Here is a 24,622-nt window from a genome sequence, read left to right on the forward strand (position 1 = left end):
TCTGGGTCGCCACGGTCAGCCCGCCTGCTTCAGCAGCTCGTTCGCCTTGGACTGGGCGTCCTTGACGGCCTGTTCGGGGCTCTTCTTGCCCTGCATGGCCAGCTGAACCTGGGACACGATGGCGTTCTGCACGGCCGGGGAGAGGTTGGTCTGGTAGGCGGTGGTGGTCTTCAGCTGCTCGGCGACGAGCTTGCGGGCCTGGGAGAACGGGTCGCTGCCGGTGGTCTTCTGGAAGAACGGGTCGTTCAGCGAGGACGAGGTGGTCGGGAAGATCACCACGTTCGGGTCCTTGCACCAGGCCGTCTGGTTCTCCGCGTTGGTGAGGAACTCGGCGAACGACAGTGCCACCGGGGCGTGCTTGCTGGTCGCGGCGACCGAAATGTACTGCGGGGCGGCCGTGGTGTGACCGAGCGCGTCGAAGGGCTGCTGGCCGACGCCCGTCCTGGCGTACACCGACGGGCTGTTCTGCTTCACGAAGCGCACGAAGCTCGGGTTCGTCGAGCCGTAGGCGACCTTGCCCTGGCTGTACAGCGTGGAGGGGTCGTTGCTGGAGGACAGCGAGTCCTTCGGCATGGCGCCTTCCTTGTACAGCTTCGCCATCCACGCCACCCACTGCGTGGTGCGCGGATCGCCGGCGAAGACCGCGGATCTGCCGTCGGCGGACAGCGTCCTGATGTTCATCTGGTCGAAGTCGGCCGGGATCCGCCACACCGGGTTGGCCATCGTCGCGTAGTACTTGCCCTTGCCCGCCTTGGCGATCTTCTCGTAGTCGGCGAACAGCCCGAACATGGTCGTCGGAGGCTTCGCGGGGTCGACCCCGGCCTTCTTCAGCAGGTCCGTGTTGTACGTCAGCAGAATGCCGCCGGTGTACCAGGGAAGCGTGGTGTGGATCGCCGAGCCCGAGGCGTCCTTGAAGGTGCTGGACTTCCAGAACGCCGGGACGAACGGCTTGGCCACGTCGGGGTCCTTGGCGCCCAGGTCGAGCAGGTAGCCCGCCTTGGTGAGGGCGGTGGCCGTCTCGGCATTCACGTTGAGGACGTCCGGCAACGTACAGGCCTGGGCGTCGGCGACGGTGCGCTGGGTGAACGTGTTGTCGCCGGGATCGTCGATCCACTTGACCTTGGCGCCGGGGTGCGCCTTCTCGAAGTCGTCGATCACTCCGTTGAAGAAGTCACCGAAGTCTTTCTTCAGGTTGGTGGTCTGGAACGTGATCTGGCCCTTGACGTCACCCGTCAGTTTGCCGGAGCCGATGTTGCCCTTGTCGACCTTGCAGCCCCCGGCGGTCGAGTCCCCGCCGCCGGATGCGCCGGACAGGCCGCAGCCCGCCGCCGTCAGCGTCAGTGTGATGATTCCCGCCAAGGATGCGGTCAGTCTTCCAGCGCGCATGTCCACCCTCCTGGGACCAGCCGAGAGGCTGGTTCAATCAACCAACTTCGACTCCGATTGATGAAAATGTGGACCAGAATTCATCGGAGGTCAATGGGTTGCCGTGTTGCGTTTAGGTTCCGCCCGTGATCAGTGGCGGTGTTCGTGGTCCGGGTGCGAGGGGTCGCCGGGGTGCTCGTGTCCGGCGGCGTACACCACATCGGACCGTGCCTGGTCGAACCAGTCGAAGAACGCCCGATGGCCGGCCGCCCGCCGCAGCTCCCGCTCGATGTCCTCACGGACCTGCTCGTACGGCAGGAAGTCCCCGGGCGCCGCCCGGCCGAACGGGTCGACCCCGCGACGTAGCGCGTCGGGAGTGAGGCAGCGGTCCCGGTTGCGCTCGTAGTAGTCCCGTACGGCCTCTTCGGGCATGTACTGCTCCGCCTCCAGGGTGGTGAGCAGCAGGCGGGCGGCGGGGGAGTGGGCGAGCGTGGCGGCCACGATGCTGCCGAGGCCGGCGACGTCTGCTGATGCCACGGAGAGCAGATGGGCCGGCGACACCTCCGCCGGCTGCTCCAGCCCGCGTTCCTCGCAGGCCCGTCGGGCGAGTTCGTCGGCGACGACCACCTGCGTGGCCCAGCGGCGGCGTTGTCGTTCGGCGGAGGCCGAGGGTGCCCCGGCAGGCCGTCCGCCGGCTGCCGCGCCGTCGTGGCTCGTCGCGCCCCGCGGCGGAGCCGCATCTCGATACGGCCCCGCGCCGCTTGGGGGCGACGGTGTGACCCGCTGCAGGAAGGCGTCCACGTCTTCCTTCGTGACCGGCTTGCCCCGTACCACGGCCGCGTCGTCCGTCATGGGGTCACCTCCAGTGCGACCGCCTTCGTGTAGGCGACCCTGCCGTGGCAGGCGACCTTTGCCAGCAGCCAGTACGAGCCCGGCGGCATCGCGCCTCCGTCCACGTCGATCCAGCGGTCCAGCTGTTCCCCGGCAGCCACCGTGAACCCCTGGCAGCCGGGGCCCACACCTGCCCAGGTGCCCCAGGAGGACACGGCCCACAGGGTGCCGCTGACCGGGCCGCGGGTGCGGTTGTGCAGGGTCACCGGGACCTGGACCCGCTCGCCCCTGCGCACGGTGATCTCGTCAACTCCCAGATCGACGACCAGAGTTGGACCGGGAACGGCGCCCGGCACCTCCAGGGCCACCACGTCCTCGTACGTCTGTCCCTCGTAGGACAGCCGCGCCGCCAGCCAGTGCCGGCCGGGCGGGGCGTCGGGCGGAGGCGTCACCGTGACCTCGGTGAGGGTGAACCCGTTCGGGCCGAGCGCGTACGGCAGTTCGGCGGGCTCGGCGGACCAGCCGGGCGGGACGTCGACGCTCACGGTGCCGGAGACGGGGGCGTCGGTCAGCTCCGAGGCGATCCGGACCGTCGCGGTGACCGGTCCTCCGGAAGCGGTCAGCGTGGTCGGCGAGACATACACCGCGACCGGCATGTTGCCGCGAGGCGCCGGACCGGAGTTGTGCAGCCAGTAGCGGGTGTGGACCGGCTGGGCGGGCTCGTGGGCGGCGACTTGGGGGCCGTACGGGAGCCCGGCGCCGGCGGGTGGCGTGGCCAGCACGGTCGCCACCTCGAAGCCGGTCAGTCCCACACCGAGCGCTCCCTGTCCGTCGGGTGCCAGCGCTTCCCCGGGTGTCTCCAGGACGTCCGCCCGGGCGCCCCGCACCCACTCCTTCGGGCCGCGCACCCGCGCCCGCACCGGACGCCCGTTCACCTCGTGCATCCGTACGACGACCCCGCGCCCGGGATCGGCGGGCGCCACGCTGCCCCGTGCGAGCGGTGAACCGGCCGGCTTGAGGGCGTCGAGCAGGACGTCACCCGCGGGTTCGACGCTCAGCAGGGCCAGCTCCCTCGGCAGCTCGCCCGAGTGTGCGGCACCCCGTATCCGCGCGGTCAGCGGATGGTTGAACTCATGGCCCACGCGCGGCAGTTGCTGCTGCCGCCAGTCGCCCTCGCCGCCGACCACCGCGTACTCGAAGGTGTGGGACCAGCGTTGGAGCTGGAACGCCGAACCGTCGGGGGCCGTGCGGCGGGGCGGGTCGACCCAGATGCCGGACGGCCAGCCCGTGCAGGAGCGCATCAGCGACATGTAGAGGTCGCCCGAGGAGGTGACGACACAGCCGGGCGTGCCACGGTTGAGGACGGCGAAGCCGCGCCCGTCCCAGGCGTCGCCCGGCGGGAGCGCCTCGCCGCCGCCCGCCGCCGTGGCCGTGACGGTCGCGTCGTCCAGGTCGGCGATCAGCGCGTCGACCGCCTTCGCGTCGCCCTCGGCGCCGGTGCCCGCCACCACCAGCAGCGGCAGCCGTTCCAGGTCGCGCAGGTCGGCCCCGGGCACCCACTCCTCGCGCAGCCCGGCACGCGGCGCGACCCAGACGGCCGCCACGCCCTCCTCGGCGAGCCGGCGCCGCAGTTCGCGTCCGGCTGCCGGGTCCCAGCCGAGTGCCTCGGCGACCACGGAGTTGCGGTCCGGGCCGCCGACGGCGATCCGGATGTCGGGCAGGTTGGAGTCGACCTCCAGATCGCCGTAGCGCGGGCCGTCGGCGATCGTCGAGGTCGCGGTGACGCCGGCGCGTACGAGGGCCGCCGCGAGGGGTGTGCCCAGCTCACCGGCCTCGTCCCAGGAGGCGTACACCAGCTCGGCGACCCCGATCGACCGATGGCCAAGCAGCGCGCCTGTGTCGTCCCGCAGTTCGACCCGTGCCGTCGACCCGAGCCCGAACCAGGTGTTGGCCGGGTTGTCCAGCGTCCAGGGGAACTGCTCGCTGTCCACGTCGACGAACCCGAACCCGCGGCCGATCACCGCGTCCGCAACCTCGTGCACCGGCAGCCCGCCCTGCACGTCGGAGGGCCAGCGGACCCGGATCAGCCGGTCCGCGCCGTCGTATCCGTCGATGGTGGTGGTCACGTCGAGGCGCGGCACACCGGTCCACAGGGTCAGACGCTGGGTGTAACGGAACAGCCCGAGGTCGGCCCGGACGGTGATCCGCGAGCCGGCGGGGGAGTGCTCGGTCTCCACGTCCGCCCGCACATCCCGGCTCCGGGCGGCGGTGGTGCCGGTCGGGGTGAGGTGCCAGGGGCCCTCGCCGAACCGCGGGTGCCGCGCGTACTCCTCCTGAACGACCAGTTCGTTGCCGATGTCCCCGGCGCGCAGCAGCTCCCGGCCGCCCTCCGCGAGCGCGCGCAGGCTGCTGACGCCGCCGCCGCGCGCGGGGTCGACCGTCACCTCGTAGAACTCGTTGCGGACGGTCACGCCCCCGCCGGGTGCCCACTCGGGTGCGGAGCCCTCGGACAGGGGGAGCGTCGTGAATCCCATGCCGGGCAACTCCGGTACGACGACGTGGAGTCGACCGTCCTCACGAACGGCGGGGAGACCGAGGGGTACGAGCCCCGGGTCGTCGACCGTCAGCACGTCCCGCCGCTGCCAGGTCGCGGAGTTGAAGACCACCAGGTCGGGGCCGGTACCGGGCGTGACACGGTCGGCGAGGGCCTGCGTCGCGTCGGCGTGCACGGTCTCGGCGAGGTCGTGCAGCTCGCGCCATCCGGTCATCAGGTCGATGTAGACCTGGTCGGACTCGGAGCCCGTGATGGCGTCGTGGTGGGCGCCGTAGATCAGCTGCCGCCAGGCCTTGTCGAGCGCCGCGTCCGGATAGGCGTGCCCGGTGACGAGGGAGGCGAGCGTCGCCCAGGCCTCCGCGTCGGCGAGCAGCGTCTCGCCGTACCGCTGGGCCTGCTTGGTGTCGATGTAGGAGACGTCCTTGCCGGTGTAGACCGGGTTCATGTCCCGCGTCTGCGGGGAGGCCTTGCGGCCCTCGGCGTCGAGCTGGGCGCGGACGGCTGCGAAGAAGTCGCGCGGGATGCCGCTGACGAACCGCGGCCAGACGTACCGCTCGTTCCAGTCGCGGTGGATGGCCATCACCCAGCGGCACGGCGGTGCGTAGTCCCCGCCGACGGGCAGCAGCACGTTGCGCGTGAGCGCGACCCTCTTCAGCCCCTTGAAGAGCTTGAGTGCGGCAGCCTCCGCCTCGGGGAGGGTGGGCGCGTTGTCGATGGCCCAGCCGGCGCCGTAGTGGTTGACCATGTAGGCGGTCAGCAGTCCGCGCCCGGAGGGGGCGATCCAGCTGAACTCCGCCGGGAACTGCATCCGCCCGGGGTCGCGAGGCTCCTCGCCGAAGACCGACAGCGTGGGCCCCCACTGGTGGAACGGGCCGCGCGCCCACGAGCTGGAGGTGACCCCCGCGTCCGCCATCAGCCCCGGGAACTGCGGATCGTGCCCGAACGCGTCCAGCTGCCAGGCCGTCTCCGGCGACGAGCCCATGATCCCGCGCTGGAAACCGTCGCCGTACAGCGCGTTGCGTACGGTCGCCTCGGCGCCGGTGAGGTTGGTGTTGGGCTCGTTGTAGGTGCCGCCCATGATCTCGATGCGGCCGGTGCGGATCAGCTCGCGCAGGAAGGCGCGTTCCTCAGGGAAGGAGTCCCAGTACGGCTTGAGGTAGTCGACCTCGGCCAGTACGAAGGTGTACGCCGGGTCGCGCCGGGCCAGGTCGCAGTGGGCGCGCACCAGGCTCATCCCGGACTGGCCGCGCGAGTCGAAGGCGCGGGCCGGCAGACCGGTGGTGGCCGGGTCGTCGGCGACGTCCCAGGTCTCGGTGTAGGCGGCCTGGGTGTTCCACCAGACCGGGTCGTAGTGGAAGTGGCTGACCATGAACATGGTCCAGCCGGGCTCCGCAGCCGTGAAGGGGACCGTGAGCCGCGCGGTGTGCGCGGGGTCGTCGGTGTCCTCGGCGGTGATCGTGACCTGGGTGCCCTCACCGGGGGCGAGGTCGCCGGTCACGGGTATCTCGGCGTGGAGCGTGCCGTCGTCGCCCGTGGTCGCGACGGCCGTGCCGAAGACACCCGGGCCGTAGACGGTGAGGCGGACCGAGCGGCCCGGGGTGTGGCTCAGTCCGACGGCCATCACCTGGTGCGGATGCTCGGTCGTCCCGACGAAGAGCTCGGTCGACTCGGCAGAGGTGACGCGCATGGGTCTCCTACGAGGATGCTCGGCGGAGCCCCATCCTGGCATCGCCGGGATGGTTCAAACAACCATCTTTGCGTTTTCTCGGTGGTTCATCCATGCAGCGCGTCTTGTTCGGAGCCGAGTCACCTGGGCCGGCGCGACTTCACCGCATGCTGCGGGGTGATGTGGTCGGTCAGTGCCAGGGAGGCGCTTGCGCGCTGGTAGGAGAGCTGGGCGACCCGGACGTAGAGGCAGTCGACGAGCATCAGGACCGAGTGCCGGCCGCCGATGCTGCCGGTGCGGAAGCTGGTCTCCGAAGTGGCCGAGATCAGCCGGATGTCGGCTGCCCTGGCCAGCGGCGAGCGCGGGTCCGTGGTGAGGGCGATCGTCGTGGCGCCCCGCTCCTTGGCCATTTCGAACGGTTCGAGCGTCTCGCGGGTCGCGCCGGAGTGCGAGATGCCTATGGCCACGTCCGCCGGGGTGAGCAGGGCCGCGGAGGTGGCCGCGCCGTGCACCTCGGTCCAGCCGCGGACCGAGCAGCCGATGCGGAACAGCCGGGTCTCGGTCTCCTGGGCCACCGCGCCGCTGCCCCCGACGCCGTACACGTCGATGCGCCGCGCGCGGGCCAGGGCCTGGGCCGCGCGCTCGACCGCGTCCAGGTCGATGCGGTCGATGGTCTGCTGGATCGCCCGCAGGTCGGCGACGCCGACCACCTGCACGACCCGCTCCAGGCTGTCGTCGGGCGAGATGTCGGTGTCGATCTCGGTGGAGCCCCACTCGGAGACCTCGCCGCGGCCGCGCTCCTGCGCCAGTTCGATCAGCAGATGCTGGTAGGAGTCGAGCCCGACGGCGCGGCAGAAACGGGTCACCGTCGCCTGCGAGGTGCCGGTGCGGCGGCCCAGCTCGGCGGCCGAGCAATGGGTGACGGCGGCAGGATCCTCCAGGATCAGCTCGCCGACCTTCCGGAGGGATCCGGCCAGCCGGGGAAGCTCGGTGCGGATCAGTGTGGTGACGTCCGTCGAGGGCATGAAGAGAAGGTATCAGCCACCCTTAGGGGTGCGGATTGAATACCAGGACCATAAAAGCGGCCACGTTCGTGCATTGCTCGCTGCATGAACCATGTGATTTATTGATTCAGCTGTGGAGTCAGACAGGGTGGTTCAATCCACCAGTGGGGAGAGTCGCGTGTCCGTCGAGTCTGTGAGCGCCGAGGGCTTCGCGCGGGAGAGCCTGGCCGTCCTCCAGTACGTCACCGAGTCCGCGCGCGCGGAGGTGGCGGGCGCCGCCGGGCTGATCGCCGACTGCATCCGCTCGGACGGCGTGATCCAGTCCTTCGGCACCGGCCACTCCCAGGCCATAGTCCTCGAACTCGCAGGCCGGGCGGGCGGGTTGGTCCCCACCAACCGCCTCAGCATGGCCGACCTCGTCCTCTACGGCGGCGACGACCCGAGCGTCCTCGACGACCCGCTCCTGGAGCGCAGCGAAGGCGTGGCCGAGCGGCTCTACCACCTCGCGGGCCCGAGCCCGCAGGACCTCTTCGTGATCATCTCCAACTCCGGCGTGAACAACGTGATCGTCGAGATGGCCCTGCACGCCAAGGAGCACGGCCACCGCGTCCTCGCCGTCACCTCCCTCTCCCACACCCGGGCCGTCCCCGCCGGGCACCCGAGCGGCAAGAAGCTCGCCGACCTCGCCGACGTCGTCCTCGACAACCGGGCGCCGCGCGGGGACGCGCTGCTGGAGCTTCCCGGCGGCGGCTCCGTGTGCGCCCTGTCCACGCTCACCGGGGTGATGCTGGTCCAGATGGCGGTCGCCGAGGCGTCGAGGCTGCTCCTCGACTCCGGTGACCGCCCGCCCGTCTATGTCTCGGCGAACGTCCCCGGCGGGTTCGAGGGCAACCTGGAGCTGGAGAAGCGGTACGCCGGAAGGATTCGTCGCACCGCCAGTTGAGTGTCGTGGCGGCCGCGACGCCGTCCGATATGTGTTCGATGTTGTGGTGTGGGTCACAGCGGGTCTAGGGTGAAAACGCTTGGGGAACCACGCCCGGGCGGGCCGAACGGCGGCCCGCGACCGGGCCTGCTCCAGGTGAGGGAAGTGATCTCGTTGTCCGTCGCCTGGGACGACATCGGCGGACTCGTCGATGCCCACGAACGGTTTCTGGCCGGTGCGCGAGTCGAGGCGGACGTCCGCGGCCCGGTGCTCGAGTCCTGGAAGCGCTGCCGTTCCGTCGGGCTCCAGCCGCACCATCTGCTGCTCCCCTACGAAGCGGGCCTGACCCTGGACGAAAGGTTCCAGCGAGCCGCCGACCCGGTGCTGGACAAACTCGCCGCCTCCCTGGCCGACATGGGCACGACCATCGCGCTGTGCGACGCGCGGGGCCGCATGATCCAGCGGCTCGGCGGCGGCCCGGCGCTGCAGCACCGACTCGACCAGGTCAACTTCGCCCCGGGATTCGACGCATCCGAACCGGTGGCCGGCACCAACGGCGTGGGCACCGCGCTCGCGGCACGCGTCCCCGTCTACGTCGTCGGCCGTGAGCACTTCGCCGACTGCCTGCAACCCTTCGCCTGCGCGGGCTCCCCCGTGCGGGACCCGCTGAGCGGATGCATCGAGGCCGTCCTCGACCTCACCTGCCTGCGCGATCACGGCGACCCCGCCATGCTGCGACTGGTCCGCACGGCCGCCCGGGACATCGAGGGCAGGCTCCTCGACCAGGCCACGGAACGGGAACGGGCACTCCTCGCCGCCTACCGCCGGGCCGGCCTCGACGGGGGCGGGACGCCACGGCCGCCGGGCCGGCCGGCGCAGGGCCACGGCAACGGGCACGACGGCGACGGCCTCGGCCGGATCGACCTGGCCGTGCTGCGGGAACGGGCCGAGGAACTCGTCGCCTCGCCGGACCGCACCCTCGTCGAGGTGCCGCTGTCCGGTGGCCGGGTCGCCACGCTGCTGCGGCGCAAGGTCATGGGCGCGGCGGGGGAGGCCGGGGTCGCGGTGGAGGCGCGCGTCCTGGGCGGGCCGCGGCTGAGCGGCCTCGGACTGCCGTCGTCGCCGCAGGGAACCGGGCCGGCGCCGGTGACGGTCGCCGCAGCGGGGGCGCCCGCATCGGTGATCTCCGGTACCGGGACCGGACCGAGGGCCGCCGCACCCATGCCGACCGGACCGGCCCCGGCCGCGCCGACGGCGCCCGCCCCGCCGGCTCCGCCCCCCGCCGTCGTACGAACGCCGGCCCCTCTCTCTCCCCCTCCCATTCTCCCTCCACCGGCATCGCACGCCGAAACCGTCGGGGACGTCCTGGACGGGGCCGAGAGCCGGCTGCTGCTAGTCGGTGAGCCCGGTGTCGGCCGGCTGGTCGTACTCGCGCGCAGGCGGCTGGAGTTGCTGCACGAGGCGGGTATCCGGATCGGCACGACACTCGACGTGGCACGCACCGCGGAGGAGCTGGCCGAGGTGACCGTTCCGCGGTTCGCGGACTTCGCCGCCCTCGACCTGCCCGACGCGGTGCTGCGCGGCGAGGAGCCGGAGGCGCTCGGCGGGCGGAGCGCGCTGCGCCGGGTGGCCATCCACGCCGTACGCAAGCGGCCCCACCATCTGTACGACGTCGGCGACACCGTCGAGTACGTCCCGTGCACGCCGCAGGCCCGCTGCCTGGAGACCGGGCAGTCCATCATGGAACCCGCCCTGAGCGAGGCGGACGGCTGGCTCGCACAGGACCCGCAGCGACTGACACGGGTGCTCGCGGCGGGCGTGCACTCCCTGATCACCGTGCCGCTGCGGGCCCGCGGCACCACGCTCGGCGTGGTCAGCTTCTACCGTTCCGAGAATCCCGCGCCCTTCGAGGACGACGACCTCTCCCTCGCCCAGGAACTCGTCCTGCGCGCGGCGACCTGCATCGACAACGCCCGCCGCTACACCCGCGAGCACAACACCGCACTCGCCCTGCAGCGCAGCCTGCTGCCGAAGGGACGCCCCGAGCAGAGCGCCGTCGAGGTCGCCTACCGCTATCTGCCCGCGCGGGCCGGCGTCGGCGGCGACTGGTTCGACGTCATCCCGCTGTCCGGAGCCCGGGTGGCGCTGGTCGTCGGCGACGTCGTCGGGCACGGCCTGCACGCCGCCGCCACCATGGGCCGGCTGCGCACCGCCGTACACAACTTCTGTGCCCTCGACCTGTCCCCGGACGACCTGCTCGCCCACCTCGACGACCTGGTCGGACGCCTCGACCGGGGCGAGGGCTGGGAGGTGGAGAGCACCCAGGCCGACTCCGGCATAGTCGGAGCGACCTGCCTCTACGCCGTCTACGATCCGGTGTCCCGGCGCTGCTCCCTCACCCGCGCCGGGCACCCCCTGCCCGCGGTCGTCGCGCCGGACGGCACGGTCGAGTTCGTCGACCTGCCCGCCGGCCAGCCTCTGGGCCTGGGCGGCATGCCCTTCGAGACCGTCGAGCTGGAACTCGCCGAAGGCAGCCAACTGGTCCTCTACACCGACGGGCTGGTCGAGGACCGGCTGCACGACATCGACTCCGGCCTGGACCGGCTCCGCACCGTCCTGGCCGTCGCCGGCCGGCCCCCGGAGGACACCTGCGAGGCCGTGCTCGACGCGATGCTGCCGTCCCGGCCGAGTGACGACGTGGCCCTGCTCGTCGCCCGCACCCATGCCCTCGGCCCGGACCGGGTCGCCCAGTGGGACCTGCCCAGCGATCCGGCGGTCGTCTCCCGCGCCCGCACCGCGGTCACCCGGCAGCTGCACGCCTGGAACCTCGACGACCTCGCCTTCACCACCGAACTGGTCGCCAGCGAACTCGTCACCAACGCCATCCGCCACGCCACCGGCCCCGTGCAACTGCGCCTGATGCGGGACCGCGCCCTCATCTGCGAGGTCTCCGACGGCAGCAGCACCTCGCCCCGCCTGCGCCGCGCCCGCACGGAGGACGAGGGCGGCCGTGGCCTGTTCCTGGTCGCCCAGCTCACGGAGCGCTGGGGCACGCGGTACACGCCCTACGGCAAGGTCATCTGGGCGGAACAGCCGCTGCCGTGACACTCCGCCGGAAAGCACGGCGATGAATCCGGGGATCGGTGGGGGCTGATCGCACCCGCGCGGCGGTGCCGCCTGTCGATACGGCCCCGCGCCCCTTCGGGGGCGCCGCTCGGTCACCAGCCTGTCAGCAACAGGTGGTTGACGAGGAGGGCAAGGGCTGCCTGCGCTGCCAGCCAGCCGCGCGCCCCCGTCAGAAAGGCGCAGCTCGGCAGCAGCCACATCGCGAACGGCAGCCAGATGCGCTCCGTCTCCGCCTTGCTCATGCCGGACACGTCGGCGACGAGAAGGGCCAGCAGAGCGGCGGCCACCAGGGCGGCGAGGCGGACGGCGGTCGCCGGGGCGCGCCGGGTGAGGGCCGTCCCCGTGCGGCGCAGTCCCGCGGCCGTCGCCGGGCCGACGATGAACACCGTGCAGGCCAGGTTCGCCCACACCCAGTAGCCGTACGGCCGGACACCGCCCGCACCCTGGCGGTAGCGGGTGACGAGCAGCCGGTACGCCTCCCACCAGTCGAAGCCCAGCGCGGTGAAAACGACCGGCACGACGGCGAGCCCGGCGAGCAGGAAGGGGAGCGGGCGGGCGCGCCGGGAGCCCAGGAGGAGGACCGCGGCGGCGATCACGGCGAAGAGTGTGAGGCCGTAGGAGAGATATGCGGTCAGGCCGAAGAGGAGACCCGAGGCGAATGCCGTCCGACGGGGACGGCGGCCCGTCACCGCCAGGGCCAGGAACGCGACCGACCAGGCGGCCACGGCCGCGAAGTACCCGTCGGCGGAGGTCCCCACCCACACCGCCGCCGGGGCCAGGACGAGGAAGGGGGCCGCGCGCCGGGCGAGCGTCTCGTCGGCGAGTGCCCGTACGGCGATCAGGACCGCGACCGTCGCGGTCGTGCCGACCGTGATGACGAAGGCGCCCGCCCAGCCACCGCCGCCCAGCCCGGCGCGGTCGAGGAGGACGAAGGTGAGGGTGGCTCCCGGGGGATGGCCGGCGACGTGCGCGGGCCAGTGGCTCGGAGTGTCGATCAGGATGTGGTGGGTGAAGTCCCGCAGGACGGCGGGGATGTCGTGGAAGCGGTCGACGACCGTGAGGTACTCGCTCCTGGTCGTCAGCTGCTCGGCGATGCCCCGGTACCAGCCGTCGACCAGGGCGAGGGACCACGTCCAGGCCGCAGCCGCCCCCCACGTGGTGAGAAGCAGGGGGCGCCAGGGCAGACGGGCCGCGACGGCGGGGCCGTACGCGACCACTGCGGCCGCGACGGCGAGCGCGGCCGGGGTGCCGGGACCGGTGTGCGGCTCCCAGGTCGCCAGCAGCGGGGGCCAGGCGACCCGCAGGGTGCCGTCACGGTGCTCGATGCCGGTGCCGACGACCACGGCCGTCGCGACGAGCAGCGCGGCGGCGACGGCCGCGTACAGGTCACGAAGGGTCTCGCGGAGGGGCTCGCGGTGGGGCTCTTGGAGGGGCTCACTGGTCACGCCGAAACGCTAGGCGGGCCGGACTGGCCCGGACGGCTGACATGCGCGGACGTCAGGGTTTCGTCATGGTTCGCAGACCCGTTCCCGGGGCGGTCCGGACCTACCGTCGGAACATGAGACGGCCCCTCTCCTCGTCCCCCTTCTCGCCTTCCTTCTGGCGCAGCCCGCTGCGCGGCCCCTGGCTGACGTCGGTGCTCGGCATCGTCCTGCTCGGCGGGATCACCGTGCTGTTCGTGACGGGCCTGCTCTCGTACGCCGCCTACAACCCGGACCTGTCGCCGGTGAACGACACGACCCCGGACAAGGGGATCCTGGGCTTCTACCTGTTTTCCTGGCCCACCGACCCGCACTGGCTGTACCGGCTCACCCAGGGCATCCATGTCACCCTCGGGATCACGCTGATCCCCGTCCTGCTGGCCAAGCTGTGGTCGGTCGTGCCCAAGCTGTTCACGCTGCCGCCCGCCCGCTCCCTCGCCCACGCCCTGGAGCGGATCTCGCTGCTGCTGCTGGTCGGCGGCGGACTGTTCGAGTTCGTCACCGGCGTGCTGAACGTCCAGCTGGACTACGTCTTCCCCGGCTCCTTCTACCCGCTGCACTTCTACGGAGCCTGGGTCTTCTTCGCCGCGTTCGTCGCGCACGCCGTGCTGAAGATGCCGATGGCCTGGCGCAATCTGCGTCAACTGCGCGAGGAGCGCAACGAGTTGGTGTCCCCCGACCCCGACCCGCCCACCGTGTCCCGGCGGGGCGCCCTCGGGCTGGTCGGGGGCGGCTCGCTGCTGCTGCTGGGCACGACGGCCGGGCAAAACTTCGACGGGCTGCGCTGGACCGCGGTGCTGGCCCCGCACGGCGGCGCCGATCCCGGCAGCGGCCCCGGCGGCTTTCAGATCAACAAGACCGCCGCGTACGCCGGGATCACCGCCGCCGACAGGAGCGAGGAGGGCTGGCGCCTGGTGGTGAGGGGGCGCACCGGAACCGTCCGGCTCAGCCGCGCCGAGCTTCTCCGACTCCCGTTGCACAGCTCGGCGTTGCCCATCGCCTGCGTCGAGGGCTGGTCGACCTCGGACCAGTGGTGGCGCGGCGTACGGCTGCGGGACCTCGCGGCCCTCGTCGGCTACGACGGGGATCCGCCCGACGTGTTCGTGGAGTCGCTGCAACGGCACGGCGCCTTCCGCCGGGCCGCCCTGCGCGCCAACCAGGTCGCCGACCCGCGCTCCCTGCTCGCGCTGTTCGTCAACGGTGAGGACCTGACCCCCGACCACGGCCACCCGGCACGGATCATCGTGCCCGCGGCACCCGGCGTGCTCAACACCAAGTGGGTGGCCGCAATGACCTTCGGAGACCTGTGATGAGGCGCCCCGGCTTCCTGCCCCCTGTCGGCAGCCCGCTCCAACTCCTGCTGCTCGCCTGCTCGTTCGCGCTCGCCGGATACGCGGGAGTGCGACTGCTCGCGGGGGACTGGTTCGAGGTGGCCCTGTGGTTCGTGGGGGCGGCGCTGATCCACGACCTGGTGCTGCTGCCGCTGTACGCGGCGGCGGACCGCGCGCTGGTGAAGGCGGCCGGCCCGCGGCGGAGGTGGGTGGGGTACGTCCGCGTGCCGGCCGCGCTGTCACTGCTGCTCCTGCTGGTCTGGTTCCCGCTGATCAGCGGGCAGGTGACGGCGCGCTACGCGTCCGCGACCGGCCTGTCGGCCGACGGTTTCCTTGCGCGTTGGCTGTTGGTGACGGCAGTGCTCTTCGGTGGTTCGGCGGTGCTGTTCGTGCTGCGGTTGCGCAGGGCGACGAAGCAACGGTCGCCGGCTGTCCACTGATCGACGGCACGCCAGCCCGCGCGACGCGCGTGCCGCAGCAGGGCCTGCGTGCCGAGTCTGGCCCAGGGGAAGGGGCTGCCGGCGGCCCCTCGCGCATCGGTGACATGTACCCGGACCCGCTCGTCGACATCCGGCCCGGAAACCGTCTCCGCGATCAACATGCCGCCTGGACACAGGAGTTGGGCCATCCGGGCGAGCAGGGCGCTCGGGTCGCCGCCGATGCCGAGGTTGCCGTCGAGCAGGAGCGCGGTGCCCCAGCGGCCCTCGGCGGGCAGAGCCTCGAAGACGGAGCGGCGCAGTGCCTGTCCGCCCAGCCCGATCGTGCGCGCGACGGCCTCTTCGCTCACGTCGATGCCGAGCACCGGCCATCCGCGCGCGCCGAGTGCCGCGACCAGGCGGCCCGGCCCGCAGCCGACGTCCAGCACCGCGCCCTCGCAGCGCCGCACCACCTCCAGGTCCACCGCGTCGGCCTCGGAGCACCAACGCTCCACCTCCAGCAGCAGCAACCACCCGTCGGCGCGCCGCAGGAACAGCGGGCCCCGACCGGTGCGCAGGGCATGGGCGTAGGGGTCCGCGGACCAGGTGCCGTCGTCGGTGAGGGGGCCGGCACCGACGTGCGTGAAGGTGCCAGTGCCACTGTTGGCGCCGGTACCGGCGCCCGGCTGCCGGCCGATCCACGTCGTCACCTGCCGCTTACCACGCGTCGCGCCACTCACCGGGCCGCCGCCGTGAGCTGTGCCAGGGTCGCTGCGAAGCGTCCGGACGGTGCGGTCCCGGCGACGAGTTCGGCGTCGTGTGCGGTGTCCACATCGCGCAGGCAGGGCAGCTCCCGTACCCGCAGGCCCGCGAGGCGGGCCCGTTGGACGGCGCCCGTGTGGGGCGTCGACATCGGGACGCCGAGCAGGAGTGAAGGGTCGGGTTCGGCCAGCCCGAGAGCCCAGAAGCCGCCGTCCTGCGCGGGGCCGAACCAGGCGTCGCACTCGGAGAAGTCGACCGTGAGGAGGCCGGGAGTCACCTGCGGGGTGTCCATGCCGATGAGGAGGGCCGGCCCTGTGCAGCTCGCGAAGGCGGCGGCCAGCCGTTCGTCGAGCCCGCCCGGGCACTGCCGTACGACCTCGAAGCCGGACGGCAGCCAGGGGCCCGGCGCGCCCTCCAGGACCAGCACCCGGCGGTGCGCGGGGGTCCGCGCCACGACGTCCAGGGTGTCCGCGAGAGCCGCCTCGGCGAGCGCGGCCGCCTCCTGAGGAGTGAACGGCGGTGTCAGCCGGGTCTTCACCCGCCCCGGCACGGGTTCCTTCGCGATGACCAGGAGCGTGGTCATGGGCGGGCTCCTTCCCGCACCGGCAGGTCCACGGGCGGCTCGGCCAGCACCCGGCTCATGTCCCGCACCGCCTGCCACGTCCCGCGCCAGGTGCCGGTCACCTTGGAGGCGCCCGCGCGCGGCCGGTACGGGACGTCGTACTCGGCGATGCGCCAGCCCGCGTCGGCCGCGCGCACGACCATCTGCAGGGGGTAGCCGCTGCGGCGGTCCGAGAGGCCGAGAGCGAGCAGGGGCTCGCGGCGGGCGGCGCGCAGGGGGCCGAGGTCGTGCAGGCGCAGGCCGCAGCGGCGGCGCAGGAGACGGGTGAGGGCGAGGTTGCCGACGCGGGCGTGCGGCGGCCAGGCGCCACGGGAGCGCGGGCGGCGGCGGCCGAGCACCAGATCCGCCTCACCGGCCAGGATCCGGCGCACGAAGGGCACCAGGTCGGCCGGGTCGAGTGAGGCGTCGCAGTCGCAGAAGCAGACGATGTCCGCCGTGGCGGCGGTCAGGCCGGCATGGCAGGCGGCACCGAAGCCGCGCCGCTCCTCGTGCACCACGCGCGCGCCGAGGGCGCGGGCGATGTCCGCCGAGCCGTCGGTGGAGCCGTTGTCCACGACGAGCGCGCGCCAGCCGGCCGGGATGCGTGCCAGCACCCGGGGGAGGGCCTCGGCCTCGTCGAGACAGGGGAGCACGACGTCCACGGACACCGCGACCGGTTCGCGCAGGCCGGATACGTCTTCGTCGGAAGAAGGGGTCGTCACGGCTCTCACCCTACGAGCGCGAAACGGGCAAACCGGGCACTGGCTTCTTACGAAACACGGACGTCGGGGGCCGAGGGCGGCGCTCGCGCGTGCACGGTGCGAGGCTGGCTCCATGGAGCAGCAGCAATACGGACAGACCGGGGCCCGGGTGCTCGTCGTCGACGACGACCCCACCGTCGCCGAGGTCGTCACCGGGTACCTCGACCGGGCCGGATACGTCGTCGACCGGGCGGGCGACGGCCCCGAAGCGCTCGCCCGTGCCGCGGCGCACTGGCCGGACCTCGTCGTCCTGGACCTGATGCTGCCCGGCATGGACGGCCTGGAGGTGTGCCGGCGGATACGGGGACGCGGGCCCGTGCCGGTCATCATGCTCACCGCGCGCGGTGACGAGGACGACCGCATCCTCGGCCTGGAGGTCGGCGCCGACGACTACGTCACCAAGCCGTTCAGCCCGCGCGAACTGGTCCTGCGCGTCGAGTCCGTACTGCGCCGCACCCGTCCGGCCCAGCCGGCGGGAGTCCTCGGCGCCGCCGGCCTCTCGCTGGATCCGGCGGCCCGCCGTGCCCTCAAGGGGGGAGCCGAACTCGCCCTCACCATCCGGGAGTTCGACCTCCTCGCCTTCTTCCTGCGGCACCCGGGCCGTGTCTTCAGCCGCGAGGACCTGATGCGCGAGGTGTGGGGCTGGGACTTCGGCGACCTGTCGACCGTCACCGTCCATGTGCGCCGGCTGCGGGGCAAGGTCGAGGACGACCCGGGCAGACCCCGTCTCATCCAGACCGTGTGGGGCGTCGGCTACCGCTTCGACTCGGAAGGCGGCTTCGACGGCGGCGCAGAAGGCGGCTTCGAACACGGCTCCCGAGCGGAGGCGTGACGGCCATGCGCGACAACCTCCTCATCGCCCTGTTCGCCTTCCTCGGCGCGGCCGCGGCCGGACTGCTCGGCGCCTGTGTGCTGCTGCTGATCCGGCGCCGCTCGCTCGCCCTGCACCTCGGCGTGGTCGCCGCCGTCGCCGTCTCCGCGATGCTCGCGGGCACCCTCGCGGTCGCGCAGGCCATGTTCCTGTCCGGGCACGACCTGAAGGTCGTCACGACCGTCGTCGCGATGGCCGCCGTGGTCTCCCTTGCCACCGCGCTGCTCCTGGGCCGCTGGGTCGCCGCACGCAGCCTCGCCCTCACCCTCGCCGCCCGCTCCTTCGGCGACGGCGGCGACTTCACCTCGCCCGACGGCCCCGCCACCGCCGAACTCTCCGCCCTGAGCCGCGAGTTGGAGGCCACCAGCACCAAACTCGCCGAGTCCAGGGAACGCGAACGCGCCCTGGAGGCCTCCCGCCGTGAGCTGGTCGCCTGGATCTCCCACGACCTGCGCACTCCGCTGGCCGGCCTGCGCGCGATGTCGGAGGCCCTGGAGGACGGCGTCGCCGCCGACCCCGACCGCTATCTCAGACAGATCCGTACGGAGGTGGAGCGCCTGAACGGCATGGTCGGCGACCTCTTCGAACTCTCCCGTATCCACGCGGGAGCGCTGGCGCTGAGCCCGAGCCGGATCTCCCTGTACGACCTCGTCGGCGACGCGCTCGCGGGCGCCGACCCGCTGGCGCGCGAGAACGGCGTACGGCTGGTCGGATACCGGGTCGAGCCGTTGCCGGTCGAGGTGGACGGCAAGGAGATGAGCCGGGTGCTGGGCAATCTGCTGGTCAACGCGATCCGGCGGACCCCGGCCGACGGCACGGTCGCGGTGGCCGCCGAGCGTTCGCCCGAAGGCGTCGTCCTGTCCGTCACGGACGGCTGCGGCGGCATCCCGGACGAGGACCTCCCGCGCGTCTTCGACACCGGCTGGCGCGGCACGCACGCCCGAACCCCTCCTGCGGGGGCGGGACTCGGGCTTGCCATCGTGCGGGGCATCGTGGAGGCCCACCAGGGCACGGCCACCGTACGGAACGTCCCCGGCGGCTGCCGTTTCGAGGTGGTGCTGCCCGCTGCCGCATCGTGAACGCGGGCGCGTCGCCGGTCCGGCGGGTTTCCGCCGGGGGCGGGGCTGTGCTGTGTTGCTCGTATCCGCGGCGGGCGTGTGTTTCGCCTACGTGGAGGCGGGGCGGGTTCGTCGTGGGGGGCAGGTTCGTGGGGGCATATCGGGGTGCGGTCGGCCGTGTGGAATGCCCCGGTGGTTGCCGTTTGAAGGTGTTGCCGCCCGCTGACGCTTCGTGTGTGCGGGCGCGTCGCCGGTCCGGCGGGTTTCGGCGGGGGCTGTGTTGCTCGTGTCCGGGGCGGGTTCGTCGTCGTGCGGGGCATCGTGCAGGCCCACCAGGGCACGGCCACCGTACGGAACGTCCCCGGCGGCTGCCGTTTGAAGGCGGTGCTGCCCGCTGCCGCTTCGTGATTGCGGGCAGCACCACCAGTCCATGGGGGCCTACGGGTTCCGCATCCCCGCGCGCGCGAACTCCCGCATCCCCTCCTCGAAGCCGACCTCCGGCTTCCATCCCGACTCGGCCCGCAGGAGCGCCGAGTCCGCCGTGATGTGCCGTACGTCGCCCAGGCGGTACTCCCCGGTGACGACCGGCTCCGGGCCGCCGTACGCCTGCGCCAGTTCCCGGGCCATCTCGCCGACCGTGTGCGGTTCGCCGCTGCCGGTGTTGTACGCCGTCAGCGTGCCCTCGCGCGAACTCGCCTCCAGCGCCGCCACGTTGGCCGCCGCAACGTCCCGTACATGGATGAAGTCCCGCCGCTGGCACCCGTCTTCGAAGACCCGCGGGGACTCGCCGCGGGCCAGGGCCGAGCGGAAGAAGGAGGCGACGCCGGCGTACGGGGTGTCACGGGGCATGCCCGGCCCGTACACGTTGTGGTAGCGCAGCGAGACGGCAAAGCCGTCCGTGGCGCGGGCCCACGCCGCCGCCAGGTGCTCCTGGGCGAGCTTGGTCGTCGCGTACACGTTGCGCGGGTCGACCGGGGCGTCCTCCGCGACCAGACCCGGGGCCAGGGCCGCGCCGCACACGGGGCACGGCGGTTCGAAGCGGCCCGCGTCCAGGTCGGCCACAGCCCGCGGACCCGGCCGCACGACCCCGTGCCGGGCACAGCGGTAGCGGCCCTCCCCGTACACCACCATGGACCCGGCAAGCACGAGCCGTCGTACGCCCGCCTCGGCCATGGCCGTGAGCAGTACGGCCGTACCGAGGTCGTTGTGCGAGACGTACTCGGCGGCGTCCGCGAAGCCCTCTCCCAGGCCGACCATCGCCGCCTGGTGGCACACGGCGTCCACACCCGACAGGGCGTCGCGCACAGAGCCCGGGTTGCGCACGTCCGATGCCGGATCGGCGCGGACGTCGTAGACGACGGGCTCGTGCCCGCGGGCCGACAGTGCCGTCACGATCTGGGACCCGATGAATCCGGCACCGCCGGTGACCAGTACACGCATGCGCTCACGCTACGGCCGCGAACCGGCGGACCGAGGGGGCCGCGCCCGGCACGTCACCGGTCCGTAAGACCTTCCCGGCCGTCCTGAGGCGTCGTCAGGACTCCCGGGCCCTGCCCCGCAGCGGCAGCGTCACCGTGAACACCGTCGATCCCGGCTCACTGTCCAGCTCGATCGTGCCGCCGTGGGCGCAGATCAGGGAGCCGGCGACCGCGAGACCGAGTCCGCTGCCCCCGCGGTCGCGGCTGCGGGCCTTGTCGACACGGTAGAAGCGGTCGAAGACCCGTTCCCGGTCGGCGGGCGGGATGCCGGGCCCGGCGTCCTCGACGCGCACCACGGCCGTGTCCCGCTCCAGCGCGACCGCCACCGACACCCGCGTACCGGCCGGGGTGTGCACGGCCGCGTTGGTGAGCAGGTTGTCCAGGACCTGCCGGACGCGATGCGGGTCCACGCGCAGTCGCAGCGCGGCCGGGCCGGACGTCACCGTCAGCGGGCGGTCCGGATGGCTCGCCCGGAACGCGGCGGCCGCCTCGCCGACCAGCTCCACCAGATCCGCGTCCTGCATCCGCAGCGGGGCCTCCACCTCCGCCGCGTCCAGCCGGGCGAGCAGCAGCAGGTCGTCCAGGAGCACGCCCATCCGGGCGGCCTCGGCGCGCAACCGGGCCAGGTGCCTGTCGCGTTCCTCGGGGGCGTTGGCGGCGGCGTACTGGAAGAGGTCCGCGTAGCCCCTTACGGACATCAGGGGTGTACGGAGTTCGTGCGAGGCGTCCGCCACGAACCGCCGCAACCGCTGCTCGGCCTCCGCGCGCACGGCGAGGGAGTCGTCGATGTGCTCCAGCATCGTGTTGAACGCGAGGCGCAGCTCCTCTATCTCCGGGCCGCCGCCCCGCTTGTCGGCGCGCAGCGGCAGCCGGGCCGCCGACTCGGTCAGATCGTGCGAGGTGATGCCGTGGGCGGTGGACGCCATGTCGCTCAGCGGGTTCAGGCCCCGGCGCAGCAACCGCCGGCCGAACACCACCAGCGCCAGCAGCGCGAGCCCGAAGGCGACCACCTGCACCGTGATCAGCCGGCGTACCGTGTCGTCGATGTCGGCCATCGGCGCCCCGCTGACCAGCACCACGCCGGGCTTCACCTCGCAGGCGCGCAGCCGGTAGTCGCCGTCGCCGGTGAGGGTCGCGGTACGCACTGTCTCGGTGTCCGTGCTCTCCTGCGCCCTGGCCAGGGACGTCAGGGGGGCGATGTCCTTCGGGAGGTCGCCTGTCTCCTCGGGCTTGCGGAGCACGGCGGCGCCGCCCGACACGTCGTACACCGCGTAGTACCAGCCCCAGTACTTCTTGCCCTGGAGCGTGCCGGTCTCCGCGACGTTCTTGGACTGGGCGACCTGGGCGAGACCCAGCTGGTCGTCGAGCTGGTTCGACAGATAGTCCCGCATATAGGTCGTCAGGGACGTGCCGACGACCGCGAACACCACCAGGGCGAGCACCCCGAGCCCCAGCGCCAGCCGGGTGCCGAGCCGCAGCCGCCGGTACGACCGCAGGAGCCTGCCGGTCACTCGGCGGCCTGCCGGATGACGTACCCGAAGCCCCGTACCGTCTGGATCAGCGGCGTGGTGCCGTCGTCGGGACCGTCCAGCTTGCGGCGCAGCCGGCTGACGACCAGCTCGACGACGTTCGAGCGGCCCCCGAAGCCGTACTCCCACACGTGGTCGAGGATCTGCGCCTTGGTCATCACGGTCGGCGACTTGCGCATCAGGAAGCGCAGCACCTCGTACTCGGTGGGGGTGAGCGTGAGCAGCTTGTCGCCGCGCCGCACCTCGCGGGTGTCCTCGTCCATCGTCAGGTCCGCCACCCGCAGCACCGACCGCTGGAAGGACGGCCCGGCGCTGCGCCGCAGCACCGTCCGCAGCCGCGCCATCAGCTCCTCCACCGCGAACGGCTTGACGAGGTAGTCGTCGCCGCCCCGGGTCAGCCCCGCCACCCGGTCGGCGACGCCGTCCCGCGCGGTCAGGAACACCACCGGCACCATCGTCCCGGAGCGCCGCAGCCGGTCGAGCACGCCGAAGCCGTCCAGGTCGGGCAGCATCAGGTCGAGCACCACGATGTCCGGGCGGAACTCGCCGGCCAGCCGCAACGCCTCCTCACCGGAGTTCGCGGTGGCCGCGTCCCAGCCCTCGTAACGGGCGACGGTCGCGACGAGATCGGCGATGGGCGGGTCGTCGTCCACGACGAGGATGCGTACTTTTTCCACCCGCTCATAGTGCGTCACGCGGCTGGTGACGCCATGGCGCGGGGTTCGCAGCGGGCACATCGATAAGGACTTGTAAGTAGTCCGACAGGTTCTCGACAGCTCCCGCCAGCCAAGCTCGGGTTACCCAGGACCCGATCAAGGAGCTGCCGTCCGTGACGACCGTCCAATCACCCCCTGCGCCCCCCACGGCGATACGCCCCAGGGTGGTGGCCCGCACGGGCCTTTACGCCGTGCTCGCCGCCAACGCGGCCGTGGTCGCCTACTTCTTCGCCGAGGCGGGCTTCGCCTCCAACGCGCTGATCGTCATCGGCCGTCTCTTCGGCCTGTACGGGGCCCTCGTCATGGCCTTCCAGCTGGTTCTGGTCGCCCGGCTGCCCTGGCTCGACCGCCGCATCGGCATGGACCGGCTGACCTCCTGGCACCGCTGGACCGGATTCGCCCTGCTGTGGACGCTGCTCGCGCACGTCGTCTTCATCACCTTCGGGTACGCGAACGGGGCCGGCGTCGGCCCGGTCACCGAGCTGGTCGACCTCGCCGAGACCACCGAGGGCGTGTTCCGCGCGATCGTCGCGTTCGGCATCATCCTCGTGGTCGGCGCCGTCTCGGCCCGCTACGCCCGCCGCCGCCTCGCCTACGAGACCTGGCACTTCATCCACCTCTACACCTACGTCGCCGTGGTGCTCGCCTTCACGCACCAGGTCGCGGTCGGTACGACCTTCACCTCGTCGGCCACCGCGAAGGCGTACTGGTACGGGGTGTGGGGCGTGGCCCTCGGAGCGGTCGTCCTGGGCCGGCTCGTGCTGCCGCTGTGGCGCAACACCCGCCACCAGTTCCGGGTCTCGGCAGTCGTCCCCGAGTCCGACAACGTCGTCTCGGTCCACATCACCGGCCGCGACCTCGACAGGCTGCCCGCGCAGGCCGGCCAGTTCTTCCTGTGGCGGTTCCTCACCCGGGACCGCTGGTGGCAGGCGAACCCCTTCTCCCTGTCCGCCGCCCCCGACGGCCGCACCCTGCGCCTCACCGCCAAGGCGGCCGGCGACGGCAGCGCCGCCCTGCGGCACATCAAGGCCGGCACCCGCGTCTTCGCCGAGGGCCCCTACGGCGCCTTCACCGCGCTGCACCGCACGAAGTCCGAGTCGGTGCTCATCGCGGGCGGCGTGGGCGTGACCCCCATCCGCGCCCTGCTGGAGGACCTGGAGGGCCACGCCGTCGTCATCTACCGGGTCGCCTCCGACCGCGACGCCGTCCTCTACGACGAACTGCGCGACCTCGCCCTCGCCAAGGGCGCCGAGCTGCACCTGGTCACCGGCCCGTCGGTCCCGGACAAGCTGGCGCCGCGCGAGCTGAGGCAGCTGGTGCCGGACATCGGTGACCGGGACGTCTTCCTGTGCGGACCGCCGCCGATGATGAACGCGGTGCTGCGGACCCTGGGTGACCTGGGCGTGCCCAAGCAGCAGATCCACTTCGAGCGTTTCAGCCTGGCGGGATGAGAGAGACATCGTGAAGCGAGCCATACCTGTCGTCGTCCTGAGCATCGCGGGCCTCGTCCCCGTCTGGCGCTACGAGCCGTCGACTCCCGTAACGACGCCCCCCGCCTCCTCGTCCTCGGGCTCCTCCTCCGCCACCGGCGTCAAGGGCACGACGGTCAAGACGGAAAAGGGCCCCGTGCAGGTCCAGGTCACCTTCGACGGCGACAGGATCACCGCCGTGAGGATGCTGCAGCAGCCGAACCATCCGCAGACGACGGCCGCGGTGCCCAAGCTGGTCGCGGAGACGCTGAAGGCGCAGAGCGCGGACATCGACACGGTGTCCGGTGCGACCATCACCAGCGGCGCCTACAGGAAGTCCCTCCAGGCCGCGATCGACGCGAACCACGCGAACCCGAAGGCGTCCACGTCTTCTTCCGGCTCCGCCTCCTCCGCCTCCGGGGAGACCGTGTCGGGTCCGACCGTGAACACCTCCAAGGGCCCCGTGCAGATCCAGGTCACCTTCGACGGGGCCGACGAGATCACCGCCGTGAGGATGCTGCAGCAGCCGAACCATCCGCAGACGACGGCCGCGGTGCCCAAGCTGGTCGCGGAGACGCTGAAGGCGCAGAGCGCGGACATCGACACGGTGTCCGGTGCGACCATCACCAGCGGCGCCTACAGGAAGTCCCTGCAGGCCGCGATCGACTCGCAGGAGTGATC

The 24,622-nt window shown here is 72.3% G+C and carries 18 protein-coding genes; 7 read left to right on the plus strand and 11 right to left on the minus strand.

Translation table 11 applies throughout. The features are described from left to right. Positions 1-15: 15 nt before the first annotated feature. The 4 genes from OOK07_RS33760 to OOK07_RS33775 form a co-directional block, all read right to left on the minus strand. Positions 16-1,386, minus strand: a complete 1,371-nt coding sequence (locus tag OOK07_RS33760; protein ID WP_266800244.1) for an extracellular solute-binding protein — start codon at positions 1,384-1,386, stop codon at positions 16-18. Between the two features lie 129 nt (positions 1,387-1,515). Further along, positions 1,516-2,217, minus strand: a complete 702-nt coding sequence (locus OOK07_RS33765) for a peptidyl-prolyl cis-trans isomerase (protein ID WP_266800245.1) — start codon at positions 2,215-2,217, stop codon at positions 1,516-1,518. Then, positions 2,214-6,437 (minus strand): glycoside hydrolase family 38 N-terminal domain-containing protein, encoded by a 4,224-nt coding sequence (locus tag OOK07_RS33770; RefSeq protein WP_266800247.1) that lies wholly within the window; start codon positions 6,435-6,437, stop codon positions 2,214-2,216. The genes OOK07_RS33765 and OOK07_RS33770 overlap by 4 nt, the downstream gene beginning before the upstream one ends. A 119-nt stretch (positions 6,438-6,556) precedes the next feature. Further along, positions 6,557-7,441, minus strand: coding sequence for a MurR/RpiR family transcriptional regulator (locus tag OOK07_RS33775; RefSeq protein WP_266685603.1), 885 nt, complete (start codon positions 7,439-7,441; stop codon positions 6,557-6,559). 157 nt (positions 7,442-7,598) lie between these two features. Here OOK07_RS33775 and OOK07_RS33780 point away from each other — a divergent pair, with 157 nt between their 5' ends. Both OOK07_RS33780 and OOK07_RS33785 read left to right on the plus strand, forming a co-directional pair. After that, a complete protein-coding gene (locus tag OOK07_RS33780) occupies positions 7,599-8,363 on the plus strand; it encodes a sugar isomerase domain-containing protein (RefSeq protein ID WP_266800249.1) in 765 nt (254 codons plus the stop codon). A gap of 144 nt (positions 8,364-8,507) precedes the next feature. After that, on the plus strand, positions 8,508-11,447 hold the full coding sequence (locus OOK07_RS33785) for a SpoIIE family protein phosphatase (RefSeq protein WP_266800250.1): 2,940 nt from the start codon (positions 8,508-8,510) through the stop codon (positions 11,445-11,447). A gap of 113 nt (positions 11,448-11,560) precedes the next feature. On the opposite strand, the gene OOK07_RS33790 is transcribed toward OOK07_RS33785, so the two are convergent. Continuing rightward, entirely contained in the window at positions 11,561-12,913 is a 1,353-nt protein-coding gene (locus OOK07_RS33790) for a hypothetical protein (protein WP_266685608.1), read from the minus strand. Positions 12,914-13,026: 113 nt separating this feature from the next. Here OOK07_RS33790 and OOK07_RS33795 point away from each other — a divergent pair, with 113 nt between their 5' ends. Further along, the gene (locus tag OOK07_RS33795) at positions 13,027-14,259 is read left to right on the plus strand and encodes a molybdopterin-dependent oxidoreductase (protein WP_266685610.1); all 1,233 of its coding nucleotides are present in this window, start codon (positions 13,027-13,029) and stop codon (positions 14,257-14,259) included. A 316-nt stretch (positions 14,260-14,575) separates the two neighbouring features. Here OOK07_RS33795 and OOK07_RS33800 read toward each other — a convergent pair whose 3' ends face one another. From OOK07_RS33800 to OOK07_RS33810, 3 genes are read right to left on the minus strand one after another with little or no spacing between them, the layout of a single operon-like run. Beyond that, entirely contained in the window at positions 14,576-15,406 is an 831-nt protein-coding gene (locus OOK07_RS33800) for a class I SAM-dependent methyltransferase (protein WP_266685611.1), read from the minus strand. Between the two features lie 26 nt (positions 15,407-15,432). Then, the gene (locus OOK07_RS33805; RefSeq protein ID WP_266685612.1) at positions 15,433-16,041 is read right to left on the minus strand and encodes a TIGR04282 family arsenosugar biosynthesis glycosyltransferase; all 609 of its coding nucleotides are present in this window, start codon (positions 16,039-16,041) and stop codon (positions 15,433-15,435) included. Beyond that, positions 16,038-16,781 carry a glycosyltransferase family 2 protein gene (locus OOK07_RS33810; RefSeq protein WP_266685613.1) on the minus strand — a complete coding sequence of 248 codons (744 nt, stop codon included), beginning with the start codon at positions 16,779-16,781 and terminating at the stop codon, positions 16,038-16,040. Before OOK07_RS33810 ends, OOK07_RS33805 begins: the two co-directional genes overlap by 4 nt. A 112-nt stretch (positions 16,782-16,893) precedes the next feature. Here OOK07_RS33810 and OOK07_RS33815 point away from each other — a divergent pair, with 112 nt between their 5' ends. Continuing rightward, positions 16,894-17,652, plus strand: a complete 759-nt coding sequence (locus OOK07_RS33815) for a response regulator (RefSeq protein ID WP_266800253.1) — start codon at positions 16,894-16,896, stop codon at positions 17,650-17,652. Between the two features lie 5 nt (positions 17,653-17,657). Next, positions 17,658-18,770 (plus strand): sensor histidine kinase, encoded by a 1,113-nt coding sequence (locus tag OOK07_RS33820; RefSeq protein ID WP_266685616.1) that lies wholly within the window; start codon positions 17,658-17,660, stop codon positions 18,768-18,770. A gap of 417 nt (positions 18,771-19,187) precedes the next feature. Here the strand turns inward: OOK07_RS33820 and OOK07_RS33825 are convergent, their stop codons facing one another. The 3 genes from OOK07_RS33825 to OOK07_RS33835 form a co-directional block, all read right to left on the minus strand. Then, positions 19,188-20,189 (minus strand): NAD-dependent epimerase/dehydratase family protein, encoded by a 1,002-nt coding sequence (locus OOK07_RS33825; protein ID WP_266800255.1) that lies wholly within the window; start codon positions 20,187-20,189, stop codon positions 19,188-19,190. 94 nt (positions 20,190-20,283) lie between these two features. Further along, positions 20,284-21,738 (minus strand): sensor histidine kinase, encoded by a 1,455-nt coding sequence (locus OOK07_RS33830; RefSeq protein WP_266800257.1) that lies wholly within the window; start codon positions 21,736-21,738, stop codon positions 20,284-20,286. Continuing rightward, entirely contained in the window at positions 21,735-22,493 is a 759-nt protein-coding gene (locus OOK07_RS33835) for a response regulator transcription factor (RefSeq protein ID WP_266685619.1), read from the minus strand. The genes OOK07_RS33830 and OOK07_RS33835 overlap by 4 nt, the downstream gene beginning before the upstream one ends. 92 nt (positions 22,494-22,585) lie before the next feature. On the opposite strand from OOK07_RS33835, the gene OOK07_RS33840 reads away from it, so the two are divergent. Together OOK07_RS33840 and OOK07_RS33845 are read left to right on the plus strand one after the other, a co-directional pair. Continuing rightward, entirely contained in the window at positions 22,586-23,923 is a 1,338-nt protein-coding gene (locus OOK07_RS33840; protein WP_266685621.1) for a ferredoxin reductase family protein, read from the plus strand. A 10-nt stretch (positions 23,924-23,933) separates the two neighbouring features. Next, complete coding sequence (locus OOK07_RS33845) at positions 23,934-24,620, plus strand: FMN-binding protein (protein WP_266685622.1); 687 nt, start codon at positions 23,934-23,936, stop codon at positions 24,618-24,620. Positions 24,621-24,622 lie beyond the last annotated feature (2 nt).

Origin of the sequence: Streptomyces sp. NBC_00078, assembly GCF_026343335.1 — a bacterium.
Classification (GTDB): Bacteria; Actinomycetota; Actinomycetes; order Streptomycetales; family Streptomycetaceae; genus Streptomyces.